Annotated in this window: 23 protein-coding genes and 1 tRNA gene; 11 read left to right on the top strand and 13 right to left on the bottom strand. The window is 62.1% G+C overall.

Features of this window, described 5'->3' with window-relative positions:
* The first annotated feature begins 84 nt into the window (after positions 1–84).
* Both clpS and clpA read left to right on the top strand, forming a co-directional pair.
* Complete coding sequence (clpS, locus tag N436_RS07525; protein ID WP_013973290.1) at positions 85–447, top strand: ATP-dependent Clp protease adapter ClpS; 363 nt, start codon at positions 85–87, stop codon at positions 445–447.
* A gap of 30 nt (positions 448–477) precedes the next feature.
* Complete coding sequence (gene clpA, locus N436_RS07530; RefSeq protein WP_110740715.1) at positions 478–2748, top strand: ATP-dependent Clp protease ATP-binding subunit ClpA; 2271 nt, start codon at positions 478–480, stop codon at positions 2746–2748.
* A gap of 165 nt (positions 2749–2913) precedes the next feature.
* Here clpA and infA read toward each other — a convergent pair whose 3' ends face one another.
* From infA to aat, 3 genes are all read right to left on the bottom strand, one after another.
* Positions 2914–3132: a translation initiation factor IF-1 gene (infA, locus tag N436_RS07535; RefSeq protein WP_002553999.1), complete on the bottom strand. Its 219-nt coding sequence runs from the start codon at positions 3130–3132 to the stop codon at positions 2914–2916.
* Between the two features lie 101 nt (positions 3133–3233).
* Positions 3234–3941 (bottom strand): arginyltransferase, encoded by a 708-nt coding sequence (locus tag N436_RS07540; protein WP_016711499.1) that lies wholly within the window; start codon positions 3939–3941, stop codon positions 3234–3236.
* Between the two features lie 56 nt (positions 3942–3997).
* Positions 3998–4678 (bottom strand): leucyl/phenylalanyl-tRNA--protein transferase, encoded by a 681-nt coding sequence (gene aat, locus N436_RS07545; RefSeq protein ID WP_110740716.1) that lies wholly within the window; start codon positions 4676–4678, stop codon positions 3998–4000.
* Positions 4679–4975: 297 nt separating this feature from the next.
* On the opposite strand from aat, the gene N436_RS07550 reads away from it, so the two are divergent.
* The 6 genes from N436_RS07550 (at position 4976) to cysG (ending at position 12638) form a co-directional block, all read left to right on the top strand.
* A complete protein-coding gene (locus N436_RS07550; RefSeq protein ID WP_371920895.1) occupies positions 4976–7540 on the top strand; it encodes a DNA translocase FtsK in 2565 nt (854 codons plus the stop codon).
* 62 nt (positions 7541–7602) lie between these two features.
* The gene (gene lolA / locus N436_RS07555) at positions 7603–8226 is read left to right on the top strand and encodes an outer membrane lipoprotein chaperone LolA (RefSeq protein WP_019096729.1); all 624 of its coding nucleotides are present in this window, start codon (positions 7603–7605) and stop codon (positions 8224–8226) included.
* A gap of 12 nt (positions 8227–8238) precedes the next feature.
* Positions 8239–9564 (top strand): replication-associated recombination protein A, encoded by a 1326-nt coding sequence (locus tag N436_RS07560; RefSeq protein WP_025753662.1) that lies wholly within the window; start codon positions 8239–8241, stop codon positions 9562–9564.
* Entirely contained in the window at positions 9561–9935 is a 375-nt protein-coding gene (crcB, locus tag N436_RS07565) for a fluoride efflux transporter CrcB (RefSeq protein ID WP_016711494.1), read from the top strand. Before N436_RS07560 ends, crcB begins: the two co-directional genes overlap by 4 nt.
* Before the next feature lie 30 nt (positions 9936–9965).
* Complete coding sequence (gene serS / locus N436_RS07570; RefSeq protein WP_105946619.1) at positions 9966–11246, top strand: serine--tRNA ligase; 1281 nt, start codon at positions 9966–9968, stop codon at positions 11244–11246.
* Entirely contained in the window at positions 11247–12638 is a 1392-nt protein-coding gene (cysG, locus tag N436_RS07575; protein WP_110740717.1) for a siroheme synthase CysG, read from the top strand.
* Between the two features lie 147 nt (positions 12639–12785).
* On the opposite strand, the gene N436_RS07580 is transcribed toward cysG, so the two are convergent.
* The 8 genes from N436_RS07580 to N436_RS07620 all read right to left on the bottom strand — a co-directional run bounded on the left by N436_RS07580 (position 12786) and on the right by N436_RS07620 (position 18573).
* Positions 12786–13745 carry a glutathione S-transferase family protein gene (locus N436_RS07580; RefSeq protein ID WP_110740718.1) on the bottom strand — a complete coding sequence of 320 codons (960 nt, stop codon included), beginning with the start codon at positions 13743–13745 and terminating at the stop codon, positions 12786–12788.
* 96 nt (positions 13746–13841) lie between these two features.
* Positions 13842–14843: a glycosyl transferase family protein gene (locus tag N436_RS07585; protein WP_110740719.1), complete on the bottom strand. Its 1002-nt coding sequence runs from the start codon at positions 14841–14843 to the stop codon at positions 13842–13844.
* Positions 14840–15175, bottom strand: coding sequence for a TusE/DsrC/DsvC family sulfur relay protein (locus tag N436_RS07590; RefSeq protein ID WP_105946623.1), 336 nt, complete (start codon positions 15173–15175; stop codon positions 14840–14842). The genes N436_RS07585 and N436_RS07590 overlap by 4 nt, the downstream gene beginning before the upstream one ends.
* Positions 15172–15468 (bottom strand): sulfurtransferase complex subunit TusB, encoded by a 297-nt coding sequence (gene tusB, locus N436_RS07595; RefSeq protein WP_105946624.1) that lies wholly within the window; start codon positions 15466–15468, stop codon positions 15172–15174. The genes N436_RS07590 and tusB overlap by 4 nt, the downstream gene beginning before the upstream one ends.
* Positions 15468–15827, bottom strand: coding sequence for a sulfurtransferase complex subunit TusC (gene tusC / locus N436_RS07600; protein ID WP_110740720.1), 360 nt, complete (start codon positions 15825–15827; stop codon positions 15468–15470). Before tusC ends, tusB begins: the two co-directional genes overlap by 1 nt.
* A gap of 1 nt (position 15828) precedes the next feature.
* The gene (gene tusD, locus N436_RS07605; protein WP_105946625.1) at positions 15829–16221 is read right to left on the bottom strand and encodes a sulfurtransferase complex subunit TusD; all 393 of its coding nucleotides are present in this window, start codon (positions 16219–16221) and stop codon (positions 15829–15831) included.
* A gap of 96 nt (positions 16222–16317) precedes the next feature.
* Positions 16318–17697 carry a nucleobase:cation symporter-2 family protein gene (locus N436_RS07610; RefSeq protein WP_105946626.1) on the bottom strand — a complete coding sequence of 460 codons (1380 nt, stop codon included), beginning with the start codon at positions 17695–17697 and terminating at the stop codon, positions 16318–16320.
* Positions 17698–17901: 204 nt separating this feature from the next.
* Complete coding sequence (locus N436_RS07620) at positions 17902–18573, bottom strand: Bax inhibitor-1/YccA family protein (protein ID WP_003251184.1); 672 nt, start codon at positions 18571–18573, stop codon at positions 17902–17904.
* A 134-nt stretch (positions 18574–18707) separates the two neighbouring features.
* Between N436_RS07620 and N436_RS07625 the strand changes: the two genes are divergently transcribed.
* Positions 18708–18795 (top strand) — tRNA-Ser (locus tag N436_RS07625).
* A gap of 138 nt (positions 18796–18933) precedes the next feature.
* Here the strand turns inward: N436_RS07625 and N436_RS07630 are convergent.
* A complete protein-coding gene (locus tag N436_RS07630; RefSeq protein WP_110740721.1) occupies positions 18934–19518 on the bottom strand; it encodes a trans-aconitate 2-methyltransferase in 585 nt (194 codons plus the stop codon).
* Positions 19519–19728: 210 nt separating this feature from the next.
* Here N436_RS07630 and N436_RS07635 point away from each other — a divergent pair, with 210 nt between their 5' ends.
* Positions 19729–19908 (top strand): hypothetical protein, encoded by a 180-nt coding sequence (locus N436_RS07635; protein WP_110740722.1) that lies wholly within the window; start codon positions 19729–19731, stop codon positions 19906–19908.
* A 99-nt stretch (positions 19909–20007) separates the two neighbouring features.
* Positions 20008–20421, top strand: a complete 414-nt coding sequence (gene arfB, locus N436_RS07640; protein ID WP_110740723.1) for an alternative ribosome rescue aminoacyl-tRNA hydrolase ArfB — start codon at positions 20008–20010, stop codon at positions 20419–20421.
* A 144-nt stretch (positions 20422–20565) separates the two neighbouring features.
* On the opposite strand, the gene N436_RS07645 is transcribed toward arfB, so the two are convergent.
* A complete protein-coding gene (locus N436_RS07645) occupies positions 20566–21207 on the bottom strand; it encodes a 3-oxoacid CoA-transferase subunit B (RefSeq protein WP_110740724.1) in 642 nt (213 codons plus the stop codon).
* Between the last annotated feature and the right edge of the window lie 8 nt (positions 21208–21215).

The raw sequence follows: 21215 nt of genomic DNA on the forward strand, positions 1-21215 counted from the left end.
CAAGGTCGCCCGGCGCCTGCGCCGTTCGTGGCCTGTGCGGTCAACCCACAACCTTAACCTGACGCTCATGATGAAATTCTTTCCATGCATGCACCTAGTGAGATTCGACTAACATTCAATCAGGATCGCCCGCAATCGAATGAGGACGACGGCTCAGGTCTTGCAGTTCAGGAAGCCAAGCCGATCCTGCAGGCGCCACCGATGTACAAGGTGGTTTTGTTCAACGATGACTACACGCCGATGGATTTCGTCGTCGAAGTGCTCGAGACGTTCTTTAATCTGAACCGCGAGCTGGCGACCAAGATCATGCTGACCGTCCATACCGAAGGGCGGGCAGTGTGCGGATTGTTTACCCGTGACATCGCCGAAACAAAGGCTATGCAGGTCAACCAATACGCCAGGGAAAGCCAGCATCCGCTACTCTGTGAAATCGAGAAGGACGGTTAATCGCCGACCACTTGGGTATGAGGTGAAGCTATGTTAAACCGCGAGCTCGAAGTCACCCTCAATCTTGCCTTCAAGGAGGCCCGTTCGAAGCGTCATGAGTTCATGACCGTCGAACATCTGCTGCTGGCACTCCTTGACAATGAGGCTGCCGCGACCGTTCTGCGCGCCTGTGGCGCCAATCTCGACAAGCTCAAGCACGACCTGCAAGAGTTCATCGATTCCACTACGCCGCTGATTCCTGTCAACGACGAAGACCGTGAAACCCAGCCGACCCTGGGCTTCCAGCGGGTGCTGCAGCGTGCCGTGTTCCACGTGCAAAGCTCCAGCAAGCGCGAAGTGACCGGCGCCAACGTGCTGGTGGCGATCTTCAGCGAACAGGAAAGCCAGGCTGTGTTCCTGCTGAAACAGCAGAGCGTGGCGCGCATCGACGTGGTCAACTATATCGCCCATGGCATCTCCAAGGTGCCGGGGCATGGTTCGCAATCTGAAAGCGACCAGGACATGCAGGACGAAGAGGGTGGCGAAACCTCCTCTTCGAGCAACCCGCTGGACGCCTATGCCAGCAACCTGAACGAGCTGGCCCGTGCCGGCCGTATCGACCCGCTGGTGGGCCGCGAGCAGGAAGTGGAGCGCGTGGCGCAAATCCTGGCGCGCCGGCGCAAGAACAACCCGTTGCTGGTGGGTGAGGCGGGCGTCGGCAAGACGGCTATCGCCGAAGGCCTGGCCAAGCGCATTGTCGATGGCCAGGTGCCCGACCTGCTGGCCCAAAGCGTGGTGTATTCCCTTGACCTGGGCGCGCTGTTGGCCGGTACCAAATACCGCGGCGACTTCGAGAAGCGCTTCAAGGCGCTGCTCGGCGAGCTGCGCAAGCGCCCACAGGCGATCCTGTTCATCGACGAAATTCACACCATCATCGGTGCCGGTGCGGCATCGGGTGGGGTGATGGATGCCTCCAACCTGCTCAAGCCACTGCTGTCGTCGGGTGAGATCCGTTGCATCGGCTCGACCACGTTCCAGGAATTCCGCGGCATCTTCGAGAAGGACCGTGCCCTGGCGCGTCGCTTCCAGAAGGTGGATGTCAGCGAGCCGTCGGTCGAAGACACCGTGGGCATCCTGCGCGGCCTGAAAGGGCGCTTCGAGAGCCACCACAACATCGAGTACAGCGACGAAGCCCTGCGCGCCGCCGCCGAACTGGCCTCGCGCTACATCAATGACCGGCACATGCCGGACAAGGCCATCGATGTGATCGACGAAGCCGGTGCCTACCAGCGCCTGCAGCCGGAAGCCATGCGCGTCAAACGCATCGATGTGCCTCAAGTCGAGGACATCGTCGCCAAGATCGCGCGGATTCCGCCAAAGCACGTCACCAGCTCCGACAAGGAGCTGCTGCGTAACCTTGAACGTGACCTGAAGCTGACCGTGTTCGGCCAGGACCAGGCCATCGACTCGCTGTCTACGGCCATCAAGCTGTCCCGTGCTGGCCTGAAGTCGCCAGACAAGCCTGTCGGTTCGTTCCTGTTCGCCGGCCCTACCGGCGTCGGCAAGACCGAAGCGGCGCGGCAGCTGGCCAAGGCGCTGGGCGTGGAGCTGGTGCGGTTCGACATGTCCGAGTACATGGAGCGTCACACCGTGTCGCGCCTGATCGGTGCGCCTCCTGGTTACGTAGGGTTCGACCAGGGTGGCTTGCTGACCGAGGCGATTACCAAGCAACCACACTGCGTATTGCTGCTCGACGAAATCGAGAAGGCCCACCCGGAAGTCTTCAACCTGCTGCTGCAGGTGATGGACCACGGTACGCTGACCGACAACAACGGGCGCAAGGCCGACTTCCGTAACGTGATCCTGATCATGACCACCAACGCGGGTGCAGAAACGGCAGCGCGGGCCTCGATCGGCTTCACCCATCAGGACCACGCGTCCGATGCCATGGAAGTGATCCGCAAGAGCTTCACGCCAGAGTTCCGCAACCGTCTGGATACCATTATCCAGTTTGGTCGCCTGAGCACCGAGACGATCAAGAGCATCGTCGACAAGTTCCTTATCGAACTGCAGGCGCAGCTGGAAGACAAGCGTGTGCTGCTGGAAGTCAGTGATGCGGCGCGCGGCTGGCTGGCGGTGTCGGGCTACGACGTGCAGATGGGTGCGCGGCCGATGGCGCGGCTGATCCAGGACAAGATCAAGCGGCCGCTGGCCGAGGAGATCCTGTTTGGCGAACTGGCCGAGCATGGTGGCGTGGTGCACGTCGACCTGCGCGATGGCGAACTGGTGTTCGACTTCGAGACCACGGCTGAGGTTGCCTGATATAGGGGGCCGCTTTGCGGCCCTTCGCGGGCACGCCCGCTCCCACAGGAGGATAGCTATAACCTGTGGGAGCGGGCGTGCCCGCGAAGGGCTGCAAAGCAGCCCCTACAATATGGCAGACACAAAAAAGCCCGGCACATGGCCGGGCTTTTTCATGGCTTGAGCTTAGCGCGCACGGTAGGTGATGCGGCCCTTGCTCAGGTCGTATGGCGTCAGTTCGACGCGGACCTTGTCGCCAGTGAGAATACGGATGTAGTTCTTGCGCATCTTTCCGGAGATGTGCGCGGTTACGACGTGCCCGTTTTCCAACTCCACGCGGAACATGGTGTTGGGCAGGGTGTCGACGACAGTACCTTCCATTTCGAAGCTGTCTTCTTTCGACATGCAGTAGAGCCCTCGGATCCAGTGTTGGCCCGACGCATATCCGCACCGGGCAAAAAAGTGGCGTGGATTATGCCCGAAAACTGTGTGTCAAGCCAATGCTTTCAGTTGAGGGTGACCCAGCGCTGGTTTATCAGCAATTCGATGGGCCGATACTGCGTCTTGTAGTTCATTTTCTTGCAGTTCTTGATCCAGTAACCCAGGTATACCGCCTCCAGGTCCTGGCGCAGGGCTTCGGTGATTTGCCACAGGATGGCAAAGCGGCCCAGGCTGCGTCGCTCTTCGTCCGGTTCGTAGAAGGTGTACACCGCCGACAGGCCGTTGGGCAGCAGGTCGCACACGGCCACTGCCATCAAGCGGCCTTCCAGGCGGAACTCGTAAAACCAGCAGAACGGCAGGTCGCGCACCAGAAAGGTGGAAAACTGGTCGCGGCTGGGCGGGTACATGTCACCGTCGGCGTGGCGTGTTTCGATATAGCGCCGGTACAGCTCGAAATACTCTTCCTTGAAGGTTGGGCGCGCCGCCGTCACGGTCAGGTCGGCATTGCGCTTGAGGATGCGCCGTTGCTGGCGGTTGGGGATAAAGCGCGCCGCCGGGATGCGTGCCGGCACGCAGGCGTTGCAGTTCTGGCAGTGCGGGCGGTACAGATGGTCGCCACTGCGGCGGAAGCCCATTTCCGACAGGTCGGCGTACACGTTCACGTCCATCGGCTGGCTGGGGTCGAGGAACAGCGTGGTGGCCTGCTCCTCGGGCAGGTAGCTGCAGGAGTGGGGCTGAGTGGCATAAAACTTCAACCGCGCCAACTCTGTCATGATCAACCCCCTCGGTGAGACTTTGTTTTAAGTGTAAGCCAGCTACGGGAACTCGCCTAGGCAACCCACGTGGCGCTGTTGGGCTGGTCGAGGTGGCGTGCCAGGTAGCCAGCGAATTCGGCGCGGCTGATGGCGTGGGCGCCCAGGCTGTGCAGGTGGTTGGTGGGCATCTGGCAGTCGATCAGCACGAACCCGGCCTGACGCAGGTGGTTGACCAAGGTCACGAAGCCGACCTTGGAGGCGTTGTCGGCGCGGCTGAACATCGATTCACCGAAGAACAACTGGCCCATGGCCAGGCCGTACAGGCCGCCGACCAGTTCGCCGTCCTGGCGCACTTCCACCGAGTGGGCAATGCCGCGTCGGTGCAGTTCGCAGTAGGCGTTGCGCATGGTGTCGGTGATCCAGGTGCCGTCGGCGTAGTCGCGTGGCGCGGCGCAGGCGGCGATCACGGCCGGGAAGTCGGTGTCGAAGCTGGCCTGGTAGCGGCCTTGGCGCATCAGCTTGGCCAGCGAGCGCGACACGTGCAGCTGGTCGGGCAGCAGCACCGTGCGCGGGTCCGGTGACCACCACAGGATCGGCTGGCCATCCTGGTACCACGGGAAGCAACCGTGACGATAGGCCTGGACCAGGCGCTCGGGGGTAAGGTCGCCGCCGGCGGCCAGCAGGCCGTTGGGGTCGTGCAGGGCCTTTTCCAGGGGCGGGAAGGTCAGCGAGTCGCGGGTCAGCCAGGTGAGCATGGTCTATCGTGCGGTGGGGGAGGGGAGAGGGCAGCATGGCTTGCGCGCATGGCAGGGTCAATGGTTGTGGCTGCTTTGCGGGGGGCGAATTCAGGCAATTTCCTACACATTCATGAAACCGCAGGCACCATCCGCTACATTTGCTGTCACACCTGTGCAAAAACACAGCATAAGCCTTTGTCACAAAAGAAAATGCATGCTCAAATTGCAGGTATATGAAAGTCGCCCCCGGCCAAACCCCCATACGGCGTGCCGCCATGGCGGCTGTCGGGCAGTAATGTTAAAAGTAGTGGTTCATTGGCCGCACCGCCGGCCGATCACTATTGGACGCGCAGCACGCGCAGGAATAGACGCGTTTTGAAGAAATCCACCGCAACCCCAGCTCCCTTGCCCGTGCCCCTGTGGCGGCAGCAGCTGCATTATCGCCTCAAGGAAGGTGCGTTGATCGCTGTCGGCGCCCTGTGCCTGTACCTGTGGATGGCCCTGCTGACCTACGACACTTCGGACCCGGGCTTCAGCCACACCGCCACCGTCGACCAGGTGCAGAATGCCGCCGGGCGTGCCGGCGCCTACTTCGCCGATATCCTGTTCATGGTGCTGGGTTACTTCGCCTATATCTTCCCGCTGCTGCTGGCGGTGAAGACCTGGCAGATCTTCCGCGAACGCCACCAGCCGTGGGACTGGAGCGGCTGGCTGTTCTCCTGGCGGTTGATCGGCCTGGTGTTCCTGGTGTTGTCCGGGGCGGCGCTGGCGCATATCCACTTCCATCCGCCGGCGAGCTTGCCGTTCTCTGCAGGTGGCGCATTGGGCGAAAGCCTTGGTGATCTGGCGCGCAACCTGCTGAACGTGCAGGGCAGCACGCTGATGTTCATTGCCCTGTTCCTGTTCGGCCTGACGGTGTTCACCGACTTGTCGTGGTTCAAGGTGATGGACCTGACCGGCAAGATCACCCTCGACCTCTTCGAACTGGTGCAGGGCGCCGCCAACCGTTGGTGGGAAGCCCGCAACGAGCGCAAGCGCCTGGAGGCGCAACTGCGCGAGGATGAGCCGGTGGTCAAGGCCGCGCCGATGGCCGCCGAGAAGCGTGAACCGGCCAAGCCGGCGTTGCGTGAGCGTATTTTCAAGCGTGAAGAAGCGCCGGCCCCGGTCGTTGAGCCCCGTGAGCCGACGCTTGGCCGTGAGCCTGTCGTGCCACCACGTGAGGCCACCCGTGAGCCCGTAGTGCCGCGTGAAACCGTGGTCCCTCGCGAGCAGCACGCCGCCCCGACGATCGTGCCACCCGCCGCCGCCAAGGCTCCGGAGCCGAGCAAGCGGGTGATGAAGGAAAAGCAGGCACCGCTGTTCATCGACAGCGCGGTGGAAGGCACCTTGCCGTCGATTTCCATCCTCGACCCTGCCGAGCAGAAGAAGATCGAGTATTCGCCAGAGTCCCTGGCCGGTGTCGGCCAACTGCTGGAAATCAAACTCAAGGAATTCGGTGTAGAAGTGTCGGTGGACTCGATCCACCCCGGGCCGGTGATTACCCGTTACGAAATTCAGCCGGCCGCTGGCGTGAAGGTCAGTCGCATCGCCAACCTGGCCAAGGACCTGGCGCGCTCGCTGGCCGTGACCAGCGTGCGTGTGGTCGAGGTGATCCCCGGCAAGACCACCGTGGGTATCGAGATCCCCAACGAAAACCGGCAGATGGTGCGCTTCTCCGAGGTGCTGGCCACGCCGCAGTACGACGAACAGAAGTCCCCGGTCACGCTGGCCCTGGGCCATGACATCGGCGGTAAGCCGGTGATTACCGACCTGGCCAAGATGCCCCACCTGCTGGTGGCCGGTACTACCGGCTCCGGTAAGTCGGTGGGTGTGAACGCGATGATCCTGTCGATTTTGTTCAAGTCCAGCCCGGAAGACGCGCGGCTGATCATGATCGACCCGAAAATGCTCGAACTGTCGATCTACGAAGGCATCCCGCACTTGCTGTGCCCGGTGGTCACCGACATGAAGGACGCCGCCAACGCCCTGCGCTGGAGCGTGGCCGAGATGGAGCGGCGCTACAAGCTGATGGCGGCCATGGGCGTGCGTAACCTGGCCGGCTTCAACCGCAAGATCAAGGATGCTCAGGAAGCCGGCGAAATCATCCACGACCCGCTGTACCGTCGCGAGAGTATGGACGATGAACCGCCTGCGCTGAAGACCCTGCCGACCATCGTGGTGGTGGTGGACGAGTTTGCCGACATGATGATGATCGTCGGCAAGAAGGTTGAAGAGCTGATCGCCCGTATCGCCCAGAAGGCGCGGGCGGCCGGTATCCACCTGATTCTTGCCACCCAGCGCCCGTCGGTGGACGTGATTACCGGCCTGATCAAGGCCAACATCCCGACCCGCATGGCGTTCCAGGTGTCGAGCAAGATCGACTCGCGCACCATCATCGACCAGGGTGGTGCCGAGCAGTTGCTGGGCCACGGCGACATGCTGTACATGCCGCCGGGCACCAGCCTGCCGATTCGCGTGCACGGTGCGTTTGTTTCCGACGACGAAGTGCACCGTACGGTCGAAGCGTGGAAGCTGCGCGGCGCGCCGGATTACAACGACGACATCCTCAACGGTGTGGAAGAAGCCGGCAGTGGCTTCGACGGCGGCGGCGGTGGTGGCGGTGATGGTGAAGATTCGGAGAGCGACGCCCTGTATGATGAGGCCGTGCAGTTCGTGCTGGAAAGCCGCCGCGCGTCCATTTCGGCTGTGCAGCGCAAGCTGAAGATCGGTTACAACCGCGCCGCCCGCATGATCGAAGCCATGGAAATGGCCGGCGTGGTCACCCCCATGAACAGCAACGGCTCGCGGGAAGTGATTGCCCCGGGCGGCCCGCGCGACTGAAGAACACCTTGCCGGGCGCCAACGGTGGCGCCCGGCCTTTTCAATGCTCAATGAGGATTCCCATGCGCGCGATTCGCATGCTGTTGGTTTCTGCCCTGACCCTGGGCTCGGTTACTGCTTATGCCGGTGAGCAAGACGTACAACGCCTGACCCAGCTGCTGGAAAAGTCGCAGACCATCGAGGCCAACTTCTCCCAGCTGACCCTGGGCGCCGATGGCACCAGCCTGCAGGAAACCTCGGGCAAGATGGCGGTCAAGCGCCCGGGCCTGTTCTACTGGCACACTGATGCACCGCAGGAGCAGGTGGTGGTTTCGGACGGCAAGAACGTCACCCTGTGGGACCCGGACCTGGAACAGGCCACCATCAAGAAGCTCGATGTGCGACTGAACCAGACCCCTGCGCTGCTGCTGTCCGGTGATGTGTCGAAGATCAGCCAGAGTTTCGACATTGCTTCCAAGGAGCAGGGCGAGGTAATGGACTTCACCCTCAAGCCGAAGACCAAGGACACCCTGTTCGACTCGCTGCGCGTGTCGTTCCGCAAAGGCCTGATCAATGACATGCAGCTGATCGACAGTGTCGGCCAGCGCACCAACATCCTGTTCAATGGCGTCAAGGCCAACCAGGCGGTGCCGGACAGCCAGTTCAAGTTCGACATCCCCAAAGGCGCGGACGTGATCAAGGAGTAACCAAGGCTCACCATGGACCTGTTTCGAAGCGAACCCGTTGCCCAGCCCCTGGCCGCTCGCCTGCGCCCGTCCAACCTGGACGAGTACGTCGGCCAGGAGCACCTGCTGGCGCGGGGTAAGCCGCTGCGCGAGGCGCTGGAGCAGGGTGCGCTGCACTCGATGATCTTCTGGGGGCCGCCGGGGGTGGGCAAGACCACCCTTGCGCGGCTGCTGGCGCAGTTTTGTGACGCGCATTTCGAAACCGTGTCGGCGGTACTGGCCGGGGTGAAAGAAATCCGCCAGGCCGTTGAAGTGGCCAAGCAGCAGGCCGGCCAGTATGGCCGCCGTACCATCCTGTTCGTCGACGAAGTGCACCGCTTCAACAAGTCGCAGCAGGATGCCTTTTTGCCCTACGTGGAAGACGGCACGCTGCTGTTCATCGGCGCCACCACTGAAAACCCGTCCTTCGAGCTGAACAACGCGTTGCTTTCGCGGGCGCGGGTGTACGTGCTCAAAAGCCTGGACGAGGCGGCACTGCGCAAACTGGTCAACCGCGCGCTGACCGAAGAGCGCGGCCTGGGCAAGCGCAACCTGCGGGTGGGCGACGACGCCTTCAAGATGCTGATGGCTGCCGCCGATGGCGATGGCCGGCGCATGCTCAACTTCCTTGAGAACGCCTCGGACCTGGCCGAAGACGGCAGCGAAATCGACGTCGAGATGCTGCAAAGCCTGCTTGGTGATAGCCGCCGTCGTTTCGACAAGGGTGGTGAGGCGTTCTACGACCAGATCTCCGCGCTGCACAAGTCGGTGCGCGGTTCCAACCCCGATGGTGCCCTGTACTGGTTTGCGCGCATGCTCGACGGCGGTTGCGACCCGCTGTACATCGCCCGCCGCGTGGTGCGCATGGCCAGCGAGGATATCGGCAACGCCGACCCGCGAGCGCTCAGCCTGTGCCTGGCGGCGTGGGACGTGCAGGAACGCCTGGGCAGCCCCGAAGGCGAGCTGGCAGTGGCCCAGGCCATCACCTACCTGGCCTGCGCGCCGAAGAGCAATGCGGTGTACATGGGCTTCAAGACTGCCCTGCGCGAAGCGGCCGAACATGGCTCGCTGGAGGTGCCACTGCACTTGCGCAACGCCCCGACCAAACTGATGAAACAACTGGGCTACGGCGACGAGTACCGCTATGCCCATGATGAACCCGACGCTTATGCCGCCGGTGAAGACTACTTCCCCGATGAACTGGAGCCTCGCCAGTACTACCAGCCAGTGCCCCGTGGCCTGGAACTGAAGATTGGCGAGAAGCTACGCCACCTGGCCGAGCTCGACCGCAACAGCCCCCGTCAACGGAGAAAACCGTGATTGCACTCATCGCCGCGGTCAGCGCGGGCGGTATCGCCGGCACCTTGTTGCGCTTTGCTACCGCCAACTGGGTAGCGGCCCACTGGCCACGGCACTTCTATGCCGGTACGCTGGCGGTCAACCTGGTTGGCTGCCTGCTGATCGGCCTGCTCTATGGCCTGTTCCTGCACAAGCCGCTGGCGCCGGTCGAGCTGCGCGCCGGCCTGATTGTCGGTTTCCTCGGTGGCCTGACAACCTTTTCCTCCTTCTCGCTCGATACCGTGCGCCTGATGGAAAGCGGGCAGGTGCCCCTTGCCTTGGGCTATACCAGTATCAGCGTGGTGGGCGGGCTGCTCGCGACCTGGGCCGGCCTGTCCCTGACCCGATTCTGAACCAACACCTACTTATAACGAGAGAACGATATGCTCGATTCCAAACTGTTACGCGGCCAACTTCAGGAAGTGGCAGATCGCCTGGCCTCCCGTGGCTTCAGCCTGGATGTCGCGCGCATCGAATCACTGGAAGAGCGCCGCAAGGCAGTGCAGACCCGCACCGAGCAGCTGCAAGCCGAGCGCAACGCCCGTTCCAAATCCATCGGCCAGGCCAAGGCCAAGGGCGAAGACATCGCGCCATTGATGGCCGACGTCGAGCGCATGGCCAATGAGCTGGCTGCTGGCAAGACCGAACTGGACGCCATCCAGGCTGAACTGGACGGTATCCTGCTGACCATCCCCAACCTGCCGGACGCCAGCGTACCGGTCGGTGTCAGCGAAGACGACAACGTCGAAGTGCGCCGTTGGGGCACGCCGAAGGCCTTCGACTTCGAAATCAAGGACCACGTCGCCCTGGGCGAAGTCAGCGGTGGCCTGGACTTCGAAGCCGCTGCCAAGCTGTCTGGCGCCCGTTTTGCCGTGCTGCGTGGCCCGATCGCCCGCCTGCACCGCGCCCTGGCGCAATTCATGATCAACCTGCACACCGGCGAGCACGGCTACGAGGAGCACTACACCCCGTACCTGGTGCAGGCCCCGGCCCTTCAAGGCACCGGCCAGCTGCCGAAGTTCGAGGAAGACCTGTTCAAGATCACCCGCGAAGGTGAGGCGGACTTCTATCTGATCCCGACCGCCGAAGTGTCGCTGACTAACCTGGTGGCCGGTGAGATCCTCGACGCCAAGCAGTTGCCGCTGAAACTGGTTGCCCACACCCCGTGCTTCCGCAGTGAAGCCGGTGCTTCCGGCCGTGACACCCGCGGCATGATCCGCCAGCACCAGTTCGACAAGGTCGAGATGGTGCAGGTGGTAGAACCGGCCAAGTCGATGGAAGCCCTGGAAGGCCTGACCGCCAACGCCGAACGTGTACTGCAACTGCTGGAACTGCCTTATCGCGTACTGGCCCTGTGCACGGGCGACATGGGCTTTGGCGCCGTCAAAACCTACGACCTGGAAGTGTGGGTACCGAGCCAGGACAAGTACCGCGAAATCAGCTCGTGCTCCAACTGCGGCGACTTCCAGGCGCGCCGCATGCAGGCCCGCTGGCGCAACCCGGAAACCGGCAAGCCAGAGTTGGTGCACACCCTCAACGGCTCCGGCCTGGCCGTCGGCCGTACCCTGGTTGCCGTGCTGGAAAACTACCAGCAGGCCGATGGTTCGATCCGGGTGCCGGACGTGCTGAAGCCTTACATGGGCGGCGTCGAGGTCATCCGCTAAATGGATTACCTGCCGCTGTTCCACAAGCTGCAGGGCGGCCGCGTGCTGGTCGTCGGCGGCGGTGAGATCGCCTTGCGCAAGGCGCGCCTGCTGGCGGATGCCGGTGGCGTGCTGCGCGTGGTGGCGCCGGATGTCGACGGCCAGTTGGCTGCGTTGGCCCGGGAAGGTGGCGGTGAGGTGCTGGTGCGTGGCTATCAGGCCGCTGACCTGGTCGGTTGCCGGCTGGTGATCGCAGCAACCGACGACCCTGGGCTGAACGCCCAGGTGTCGGCGGATGCGCAGGCCCTTAGCCTGCCAGTCAATGTGGTTGACGCACCGGCCCTGTGCACGGTGATCTTCCCGGCGATTGTCGACCGTTCACCCCTGGTGATTGCGGTGTCCAGTGGCGGTGACGCCCCGGTACTGGCGCGGTTGATTCGCGCCAAGCTGGAGGCCTGGATTCCGTCGGCCTATGGTGAGCTGGCCGGGCTGGCAGCGCGCTTTCGGCACAAGGTGAAATCCTTGTACCCGGACGTCAACCAGCGCCGCGGCTTCTGGGAAACCGTGTTCCAGGGGCCGATTGCCGAGCGCCAGCTGGCCGGGCAGGGCGCCGAAGCCGAACGCCTGTTGCAGGCGATGGTAGACGGCGCGCCGGTGCAGCAGGGGGGCGAGGTTTACCTGGTAGGTGCGGGCCCGGGTGATCCGGACTTGCTCACCTTCCGTGCCTTGCGCCTGATGCAGCAGGCCGACGTGGTGCTGTACGACCGCCTGGTGGCTCCTGCGATCATCGAGATGTGCCGGCGTGATGCCGAGCGTATCTACGTGGGCAAGCGCCGCGCCGACCATGCTGTGCCGCAGGACCAGATCAACCGGCTGCTGGTCGATTTGGCCCAGCAGGGCAAGCGTGTGCTGCGACTTAAAGGTGGCGACCCGTTCATCTTTGGCCGTGGTGGCGAAGAGATCGAAGAGCTGGCCGAGCATGGCATTCCGTTTCAGGTGGTGCCAGGCATTACGGCGGCCAGCGGCTGTTCCGCTTATGGCGGGATTCCGCTGACTCACCGCGACTACGCCCAGTCGGTGCGTTTCGTGACCGGGCACCTGAAGGATGGCACCAGCAACCTGCCGTGGGATGACTTGGTGGCGCCAGCGCAGACCTTGGTGTTCTACATGGGGTTGGTGGGCTTGCCGACCATCTGTGCCGAGCTGATTCGCCATGGGCGGGCGGCGAGTACGCCAGCTGCGTTGGTTCAGCAGGGCACTACGCGTAACCAGCGGGTATTCACCGGTACCCTGGCGGATTTGCCAGAGCTGGTGGCGCGGCATGAAGTGCATGCGCCTACCCTGGTGATTGTGGGGGAGGTGGTGCAACTGCGTGAAAAGCTGGCCTGGTTCGAAGGTTCGCAAAACAGCTGATATCGTTGGGGCCGCTTTGCGGCCCATCGCAGGCAAGCCAGCTCCCACAGGTATCTCACAGGCCTGGAGCCTTGTGCAGTACCTGTGGGAGCTGGCTTGTCGTGGCGACGAACCGCTGCGATGGGTTGCAAAGCAGCCCCGGCAATCTCAAACCTGCCAAATCCCCTTGCCCGCCAACCGCTCCCGGTCATGTGCCAGGCCAAAGTCCTGCAACGGCCCCTTGGGCACGATCCCGGTCGGGTTGATGGTCTTGTGGCTCATGTAATAGTGCTTCTGGATATGCTCCATATCCACCGTGCCCGCCACCCCAGGCCACTGATACAGCTCGCGAAGCCAGTTCGACAGGTTGTGATAGTCGCTCAGGCGGCGCAGGTTGCACTTGAAGTGCCCGTGGTACACGGCATCGAAGCGCACCAGCGTGGTGAACAGACGCACATCAGCCTCGGTCAGGTATTCACCCGCCAGGTAGCGATTGCGGCTTAGCAGGTCTTCCAGATAATCCAGCTCATTGAACACATCGTCGAACGCCGCTTCGTACGCTTCCTGCGTGGTAGCAAAGCCTGCGCGGTACACGCCGTTGTTCACGGCCGGGTAGATGCGCTCGTTAAGCGCCTCGATGGTTGGGCGCAGCGGTTCGGGGTACAGGTCCAGTGTATTGCCGGTCAGCTCGTTGAGCGCGCTGTTGAAGATACGGATGATCTCTGACGATTCATTGTTGACGATGCGCTTCTCTTTCTTGTCCCACAGCACGGGTACGGTCACGCGGCCGGTGTAGTGCGGGTCATCCTGGGTGTAGCGCTGGTGCAGGTACTGCAAGGCGTCGAGGTGGTCGCCCGTGGAGCCTTGCTGCACGTCGAAGGTCCAGCCGTGGTCCTGCATCAGCCAACTGACTACCGACACATCGATCAAGGGCTCCAGGCCTTTGAGTGCGCGGACAATCAGGGTGCGGTGGGCCCATGGGCAGGCCAGCGAGACGTATAGGTGGTAGCGGCCGGCCTCGGGGGCGGGCAGTTGGTTACGGCGTTGGGCGTTTTCGCGTTTGAACGTGCCGTCCTTGCCGTTTTCATACCACTGATCATGCCAGCGGCCGTCGATCAAAAGGCCCATGAGTGAGCTCCTCGGAACAAAGTTGTTTGTCGTTGGAGCCCAGTCTAGGCCAAATCGTTCGAATAAATAGCGCAAATAACCGGGGGTTATGATCGGTTAAATCGATTTGTTCCGCGTATCCCAATAACTTTGTGCTGTTGCGAAGGCCTGCTCGCGCTCTTGCCCCAAACCACGCAAGGCCAAGGCCATGGTGGCGATGAGGGCCTTCTCGCCATAGCTGTCTTCCACTTCGCCCCGCCAGAATGCCAGCAAGTGTTCGGCTTGCAGGCTGGCCGGTTTCACATGGCGGCGTTCGCTCAGCGCTGGCCACTCCTCATCCCACGCTTCGCCTGCCGTGGTGCCGTAAAGGTGGCTGATGACATCGGGGTTTACTTCGATCTCGCCGCCATCGCCCTTGATTACCACCGCATGATCGCCCAGCAGGCGACTGGCCTCGCGGTGCACCGCCTGGTAGCCGGGGTGGAAGATGCTTTGCAGGCCACAGCGTGCGCCCAGCGGGTTAAGCACACGCGCCAGTGAGTGGATGGGCGAGCGCAGGCCCAGGGTGTTGCGCAGGTCGATCATGCGCTGCAACTGCGGCGCCCAGTCGTGCAGTGGGAAGAACGCCAGTTGGTGCTGGTCGAGGGAGCTGCCGACAGCGGCCCAGCCGTGGCACAGGGGGATTTGCAGCAGCTCAAGCAGTTGCTCGGTGTACATGCGCCCGGCGGTGTGGGCGCCGCCACCGTGCATCAGGATGCGCACGCCGTTGCCGGCCAGGCATTTGGCCGCCAGCAAGTACCAGGGCAGGTGGCGCTTTTTGCCGGCGTAGGTGGGCCAGTCCAGGTCCACTGCAATGCTCGGTGCCTGCAGGTGGGCGCGCAGGGCCTCGGTGAAGCCGGCCAGTTCCTCGGCGCTTTCTTCCTTGTGGCGCAGCAGCATCAGGAATGCACCCAGCTGGGTGTCCTCGACTTTGCCTTCCAGCAGCAGGGTCATGGCTGCGCGGGCTTCTTCTCGGGTCAGGCCACGCGCGCCGCGTTTGCCTTTGCCGAGAATGCGCACGAATTCGGCGAACGGGTGTTCGGCCGGGGTTTCCAGAGTAAGTGGGCGAGGTTCGTTCATATGCAGTTGGTCGGCTTGGGCAGGCCCGCCAGCTTGGCGGCAAGTTTGGCGGGGGTGCCGTTGAACAGGCGGTTCAGGTGCGGGCTGTTGCCCTTTTCCGGGCCCAGCTTCAGGGCCGTGTACTTGATCAGCGGGCGCGTGGCCGGGGACAGCTGGTACTCCTGATAGAACTGACGCAGCAGTTCGAGGATTTCCCAATGGTCTGCGGTCAACGGGATGCCCTCGCGCTCGGCCAAGGCCTCGGCGGCAGCGTGGGACCAGTCTTGCAGGTCGACCAGAAAGCCGTCCTTGTCCAAGGCGATGGCGTTTTCGCCAACGTTGAGCGTATTCATAGCCAGCTGTTGACCTTGTCGTAGTGCAGGGACAGTTCGACGAAGCCAGCGTAGTCCACGGCCTTGGCCAGGTCGTTGCCGACTGCGCGGGCCTGCACGTCCTCTTCCAGGGCGAACAGGCGCTGTGCCAGGCCGGCAGCTTGCAGCTGGTGGTGCGGCTCGCTGCCGCTGCGCAAGGCATACACCGCATCGCCGCACAGTAGCAGCGCGTCGTCGGCACCGAGCAGGCGCAGGCAGCTGGCCAGGCGCTCGTCGCCGAACGGGGAGTGGGCAATTACATGCAGGGTCGTCATCAGAGCGTTACCACCTGGTCGAAACGGGCGATCAGCGTGGTTAGCGCTGCGTCATCGAGCACTTGTACCGGCAGTGCCAGGGTGTCGGCTGCCAGGCCGCGGCGGGTGAGGCTGTGGCTACAGGCAAACAGCTCTTCAACACCGAACATCGGCAGTGCTTGCAGGTTGGCGGCCAGGTTCTTCTGTTGCACGGCGGTGGGTTGCTGGTCGGGCGCAAGCTGGAACACGCCATCGTCCAGGAACAGCATGCCCAGCGGCAGGTCGAAGGCGCCGCCGGCCAGGGCGATGTCCAGTGCTTCACGGGCGGATGGGCCGTTCCACGGTGCCTGGCGGCTGATGATCAACAAGGATTTGGCCATTTCAGTCGCCTCCGAAGCAGACAAGGCGGTCGGCTACCTGCGCAGCCTCATGCAACTGGCCAAGCCCCGACAGCTCCCAAGGCTTAGGCAGGTTCACGGCCGGGCGCTGGTAGCGGCTGGCTTCGGCTTCATCGAGCACGCCACGGCGCAGGGCGGCAGCGATGCACACCACGGCGTCCAGCTGGTTGGCCTCGATAAAGGCGCGCCATTGGCCCGCCACGTCCAGTTCGTCCTGGGGTGCGACCACGTTGGCCGAGGCACTGTGCACCCCGTCCTGATAGAAGAACAACCGGGCAATCTCATGCCCACCGGCCAGCACCGCCTCGGCATAGCGCAAGGCGCGCCGTGAAGAGGGCGCATGGGCCGGAGAGAACACCGCGATAGCGAATTTCATGGGTAACTCATGCAAAGGAATGGTGCCATGATAAAGCAAAAAAGCCCGCGCCCGCTTGTGCATGGCGGGGCGGGCTTTCTGTCAGGCCTGAAGGGCTCAGGCGTGTTCCTTGCTCTCCGGCAGGAACCAGTTCAACACCAGGGCACAGATACCGCCCGTGGCTACCCCCGACTCCAGCACATTGCGGATCGCAGCCGGCATATGCGCCAGGAATTCCGGCACCTGTGCCACACCCAGGCCCAAGGCCAGCGACACCGCAATAATCAGCAGTGCGCGGCGGTCCAGCCGGGTGCTAGCCAGAATATTGATCCCCGAAGCCGCAACCGCACCGAACATCACCATGGCCGCACCACCCAGCACCGGCTCCGGCACCGCCTGAATCACCCCGGCAACGCTCGGGAACAGGCCCAGCAGCACCAGCATCACAGCAATCCAGATACCGATATGGCGGCTGGCAATACCGGTCAGCTGAATCACGCCGTTGTTCTGCGCAAAAATCGAGCTGGGGAAGGTGTTGAACAAGCCGGCCAGCAGCGAGTTGGCACCGTTGACCAGCACGCCGCCTTTGATCCGCTGCATCCACACCGGCCCTTCGACCGGCTGGCGCGACACCTTGCTGGTGGCGGTAACGTCACCAATGGCTTCCAGCGACGTCACCAGGTAAATCACCAGCATTGGAATGAACAGCGCCCACGAGAAGCCCAAACCAAAGTGCAGTGGCGTAGGCACCTGGAACAGCGCGGCTTCATGCATGCCGGTGAAATCCAGGCGGCCCATGTAACCGGCCAACGCATAACCAACCGCCAAGGCGATGACGATGGCGCAGCTGCGCATCCACACCACCGGGACGCGGTTGAGAATTACGATAATTGCCAACACCACGCCCGACAGCAGCAGGTTATCGCCATTGGCGAAGGTGCCGTTGGCCATGGCGCCAAAGCCGCCACCCATGCTGATCAGGCCGACCTTGATCAGCGTCAGGCCGATCATCAGCACCACGATGCCGGTCACCAGCGGGGTGATCAGGCGCTTTACGAAGGGCAGGATGCGCGAAACGCCCATCTCCACGAACGAGCCTGCGATCACCACGCCGAAGATAGCCGCCATCACGCCTTCTACCGGCGTGCCTTGCTTGACCATTAGCGCACCGCCAGCAATCAGCGGCCCGACGAAGTTGAAGCTGGTGCCCTGAACAATCAGCAGCCCGGCGCCGAATGGCCCGAAGCGCTTGCACTGAACGAAGGTGGCAATACCCGAGATCACCAGCGACATGGAAACGATCAGGTTGGTATCACGCGCCGAAACACCCAGCGCCTGGCAGATCAGCAGGCCAGGGGTCACGATCGGCACGATGATCGCCAGCAGGTGCTGCAGGGCCGCCAGCAGGCCGATCACCAGCCGTGGCTTGTCCTCAAGGCCAAGCACCAGTTCATTGGCAGGCGCCGCCGCGCCTGGGCTGTGTTCGTGTGAGCTCATTGCTGGAAGCTGCCCCGGAAGAAAAAAGGAGCGCATTCTACGGGGTGATGAGAGATTGCGGTAGAGAAAAGCACGATGGCGGCACGATCGGCGACCATGCGCCTAGTTATCTGACTTTTTGGTCAGTTATTGGTTGTGCTTTCTGGGGCTTGATAGCGCCCACAAAAAAGCCCGCCGAAGCGGGCTTTCTCGCACAGTCATCAATCAGTCATCACGACCCATGATGCCGAACAGCTGCAGCAGGCTGACAAACAGGTTGTAGATCGACACATACAGGCTGATGGTCGCCATGATGTAGTTACGCTCGCCACCATGAATGATCGCGCTGGTCTGGAACAGGATGCACACCGACGAGAACAGCACGAAGCCAGCGCTGATCGCCAGTTGCAGGCCGCTGATCTGGAAGAAGAAGCTGGCCACGACAGCACCCAGCAGAACGAAGAAGCCAGCAGTGATGAAGCCACTGAGGAAGCTCATGTCCTTGCGGGTGATCAGCACATAGGCCGACAGACCACCAAACACCAGTGCAGTCATGGCAAACGCCGAGCTGACCACTTCAGCGCCGCCGGCCATGCCCAGGTAGCGGTTGAGAATCGGGCCGAGGATGAAGCCCATGAAGCCGGTGAGGGCAAAGGTAGACACCAGGCCCCAGGCCGAATCACGCAGCTTGTTGGTGAGGAAGAACAGCCCGTAGAAGCCGATCAGCACCACGAACACGTTCGGGTAGCCGACGCGCATCTGCTGGGCCACGAAGGCCATGACACCGCTGAAGGCGAGGGTAAGTGCCAGCAGGCTGTACGTGTTGCGCAGGACCTTGCTGATCTCCTGCTGCTCGACCTGCTGGCCGTGGTGTACGGCGTAATCCTGTTCGCGCATGGCGACACTCCTTGGTAAAACCTGTGGTTTCGAACGTTCAGATGCTAGGAGTCTATCAGAGCTCCCACAACCCGCGACACAGAGAGTTTGACAGCGTGTTTCATTAAGGTATTATGGCGGCCGCAAAACGAGCTGGAAGCGTGGCCGAGTGGTTTAAGGCAACGGTCTTGAAAACCGTCGATGGGCAACTATCCTAGAGTTCGAATCTCTACGCTTCCGCCACATTCAAAGCCCTGATTATTCAGGGCTTTTTGCGTTTTTGGGGCCGTAAAATGAGTCTCTGAAGGCAGAGGGCCTGAGTCCAACAAGTCCAACGACTTTCAAGTCCAGAAAAGCCCAGATCTTCTCAGGGCTTCGGCATCACGCCTTTCGCAGAATCGCATCAATCCGATGCCAGTTCACCGTTCCGGAATCGATGACCATGGCTGATTCGGTTTCGCGCAGCAGGACGGTTTCCAACCCCGCAGCAAGCGCCTGAACATTTTCAACGCTATGAAACGACATATGCCCCTGGCTAGCCCAGCCGTGCCTTAGCCCGAAGAAATGACCTGCAAAGACACCTCCGGGAACCAGCGCTTTGCAAATCAGATTCCACAGGTGATCGAATCGCCCAGGGTGGCAAAAGGGAAGGGCAAGCCCGGCATGGATCAGGCTCGACGGCGGTAGCTCGGCAAGGTACTCAAAGTCTGCCACCTTGGCGTCCAGCATACGGGCCTCCTCCAATGAGCATTTGCTGGCCGTGCGTGCGATGGCTTCAGGCTCTTTATCAATGGCCAGCACCTGCCAGCCCGCCTGAATCAGTTGCAACGTTTCATTACCGGCACCGCACCCCAGGTCTACTGCATGCAGGGGGCGTAGGTGCTTGGCATGATCAATGGCGCAACTGAGCAGCAGAGAGGGAGCGCGCCTGTTTGTGCGTTCGTAGAAAGCGTTCCAGCTCGTCATGGATAAAGCATCCTTACCTTTCCATCTTGTGCAGGGCGGTGACCGCAATGCCTGAATGGCAGATGGTATCCCATTGGCGGTTACCGCTAGGCGGCTTGAGTATTTCCACAGGTTACCGGCCTGGTTACGAAATCCTGATCAGCGCGGGCGCTGTCTCTGTGTAGACTGTGCCTCTTCACACATTCTGTCGCTCGCATTCGGATTGCCAAAATGAACAAACTGATCCTGCCCGCCGCCATCTTCGTAAGCGTGATGATCGTAGGTACGATCGCCGATAACTTTGGCGTGGAAGGGGGCTGGAAAATAGGTGTGCTGTGCCTTGTGGCCGGTGCGGTGCAATTTGTGGTTACACGCTTTCAGCGTGCACGCCGCAACAACGTCCAGTCTTAGGCGCTGCGCCTAAGGCAAAGGCGGCCACACTTTGCGTGCTGTTGTTCTATGGGAGAGCGACGGAGGCTGTGATAATGGGGCAATTATCAGGACCATGTCATGCTGACCATCTCCAACAACGTGCATCTGCCGGATGCCGAAATCGAACTGACCTACATCCGTGCGCAAGGCGCGGGTGGGCAGAATGTCAACAAGGTGTCCAGCGCCGTGCACCTGCGCTTCGACATCCCGGCCTCATCATTGCCCGAGTTCTACAAAGAGCGGCTGCTGGCGCTGCGCGACAGTCGCATCACTGGCGACGGCGTGTTGATCATCAAGGCTCAGCAGTACCGCACCCAGGAGCAGAACCGTGCTGACGCATTGGCGCGTCTTGCCGAGTTGATCATCGCTGCCGGCAAGACCGAGAAGAAACGCCGCCCCACCAAACCGACCCTCGGCTCGAAGACCCGCCGCCTCGAAGGAAAAGCCAGGCGGAGCACCGTCAAGGCGGGGCGGGGCAAGGTGAAGTTTTAGTGCGGGTGGTGGAACGTTGCTGGCAAGTATCGGTATCGCCTGAGTGAGCAATGACAGTGGCTGTTGATTGGGGCCGTGGGGGCTGCTACGCAGCCCATCGCAGGCAAGCCACAGAGATTGCGTCTTGCCAGAAGGTTTCGCCGATCACTTGATCAGCGGCACACCACTCAACGTCTGCAACTCGTCAAAGTCGATATCCGCACAGATTTCGACCACTTTCAGTCCTTCAGCCGTCACTTCCAGCACGGCCAGGTCAGTGTAGATACGGCTGACGCAAGCAATGCCGGTCAGCGGGTAGGTGCACTCAGGCACCAGCTTGCTTTCGCCGCTCTTGGTCAGGTGGTCCATCATCACGAACACCTGGCGGGCGCCGGTGGCCAGGTCCATCGCGCCGCCTACGGCCGGGATCGAACCTTCGGCGCCGGTGTGCCAGTTGGCCAGGTCGCCCTTCACCGACACCTGGAAGGCGCCCAGTACGGCGATGTCCAGGTGGCCGCCGCGCATCATCGAGAACGAGTCGGCATGGTGGAAGAACGCACCGCCAGTCAGCAGGGTCACGTGCTGCTTGCCGGCGTTGATCAGGTCATCGTCTTCTTCACCCGGGGCCGGGCTTGGGCCCATGCCCAGCAAGCCGTTTTCGCTGTGCAGGAACACTTCCTTGTCGCCCAGGTAGTTGGCCACCAGGGTGGGTGCGCCGATGCCCAGGTTGACGTAGGCACCTTCCTGAATGTCTGCGGCCACGCGTTGGGCCATCTCGGTGCGGGAGAGCTTTTTGGTGATGGTCATGGCAGGCC

Source organism: Pseudomonas sp. RV120224-01b, assembly GCF_003208145.1.
Lineage (GTDB): Bacteria > Pseudomonadota > Gammaproteobacteria > Pseudomonadales > Pseudomonadaceae > Aquipseudomonas > Aquipseudomonas monteilii.

Bases quoted from the DNA above. Each gene is read 5' to 3' on its own strand.
- clpS (WP_013973290.1), top strand. From the start codon at position 85: ATGCATGCACCTAGTGAGATTCGACTAACATTCAATCAGGATCGCCCG.
- clpA (WP_110740715.1), top strand. From the start codon at position 478: ATGTTAAACCGCGAGCTCGAAGTCACCCTCAATCTTGCCTTCAAGGAG.
- infA (WP_002553999.1), bottom strand. From the start codon at position 3,132: ATGTCGAAAGAAGACAGCTTCGAAATGGAAGGTACTGTCGTCGACACC.
- N436_RS07540 (WP_016711499.1), bottom strand. From the start codon at position 3,941: ATGACAGAGTTGGCGCGGTTGAAGTTTTATGCCACTCAGCCCCACTCC.
- aat (WP_110740716.1), bottom strand. From the start codon at position 4,678: ATGCTCACCTGGCTGACCCGCGACTCGCTGACCTTCCCGCCCCTGGAA.
- lolA (WP_019096729.1), top strand. From the start codon at position 7,603: ATGCGCGCGATTCGCATGCTGTTGGTTTCTGCCCTGACCCTGGGCTCG.
- N436_RS07560 (WP_025753662.1), top strand. From the start codon at position 8,239: ATGGACCTGTTTCGAAGCGAACCCGTTGCCCAGCCCCTGGCCGCTCGC.
- serS (WP_105946619.1), top strand. From the start codon at position 9,966: ATGCTCGATTCCAAACTGTTACGCGGCCAACTTCAGGAAGTGGCAGAT.
- cysG (WP_110740717.1), top strand. From the start codon at position 11,247: ATGGATTACCTGCCGCTGTTCCACAAGCTGCAGGGCGGCCGCGTGCTG.
- N436_RS07580 (WP_110740718.1), bottom strand. From the start codon at position 13,745: ATGGGCCTTTTGATCGACGGCCGCTGGCATGATCAGTGGTATGAAAAC.
- N436_RS07585 (WP_110740719.1), bottom strand. From the start codon at position 14,843: ATGAACGAACCTCGCCCACTTACTCTGGAAACCCCGGCCGAACACCCG.
- N436_RS07590 (WP_105946623.1), bottom strand. From the start codon at position 15,175: ATGAATACGCTCAACGTTGGCGAAAACGCCATCGCCTTGGACAAGGAC.
- tusB (WP_105946624.1), bottom strand. From the start codon at position 15,468: ATGACGACCCTGCATGTAATTGCCCACTCCCCGTTCGGCGACGAGCGC.
- tusC (WP_110740720.1), bottom strand. From the start codon at position 15,827: ATGGCCAAATCCTTGTTGATCATCAGCCGCCAGGCACCGTGGAACGGC.
- tusD (WP_105946625.1), bottom strand. From the start codon at position 16,221: ATGAAATTCGCTATCGCGGTGTTCTCTCCGGCCCATGCGCCCTCTTCA.
- N436_RS07610 (WP_105946626.1), bottom strand. From the start codon at position 17,697: ATGAGCTCACACGAACACAGCCCAGGCGCGGCGGCGCCTGCCAATGAA.
- N436_RS07620 (WP_003251184.1), bottom strand. From the start codon at position 18,573: ATGCGCGAACAGGATTACGCCGTACACCACGGCCAGCAGGTCGAGCAG.
- N436_RS07630 (WP_110740721.1), bottom strand. From the start codon at position 19,518: ATGACGAGCTGGAACGCTTTCTACGAACGCACAAACAGGCGCGCTCCC.
- N436_RS07635 (WP_110740722.1), top strand. From the start codon at position 19,729: ATGAACAAACTGATCCTGCCCGCCGCCATCTTCGTAAGCGTGATGATC.
- arfB (WP_110740723.1), top strand. From the start codon at position 20,008: ATGCTGACCATCTCCAACAACGTGCATCTGCCGGATGCCGAAATCGAA.
- N436_RS07645 (WP_110740724.1), bottom strand. From the start codon at position 21,207: ATGACCATCACCAAAAAGCTCTCCCGCACCGAGATGGCCCAACGCGTG.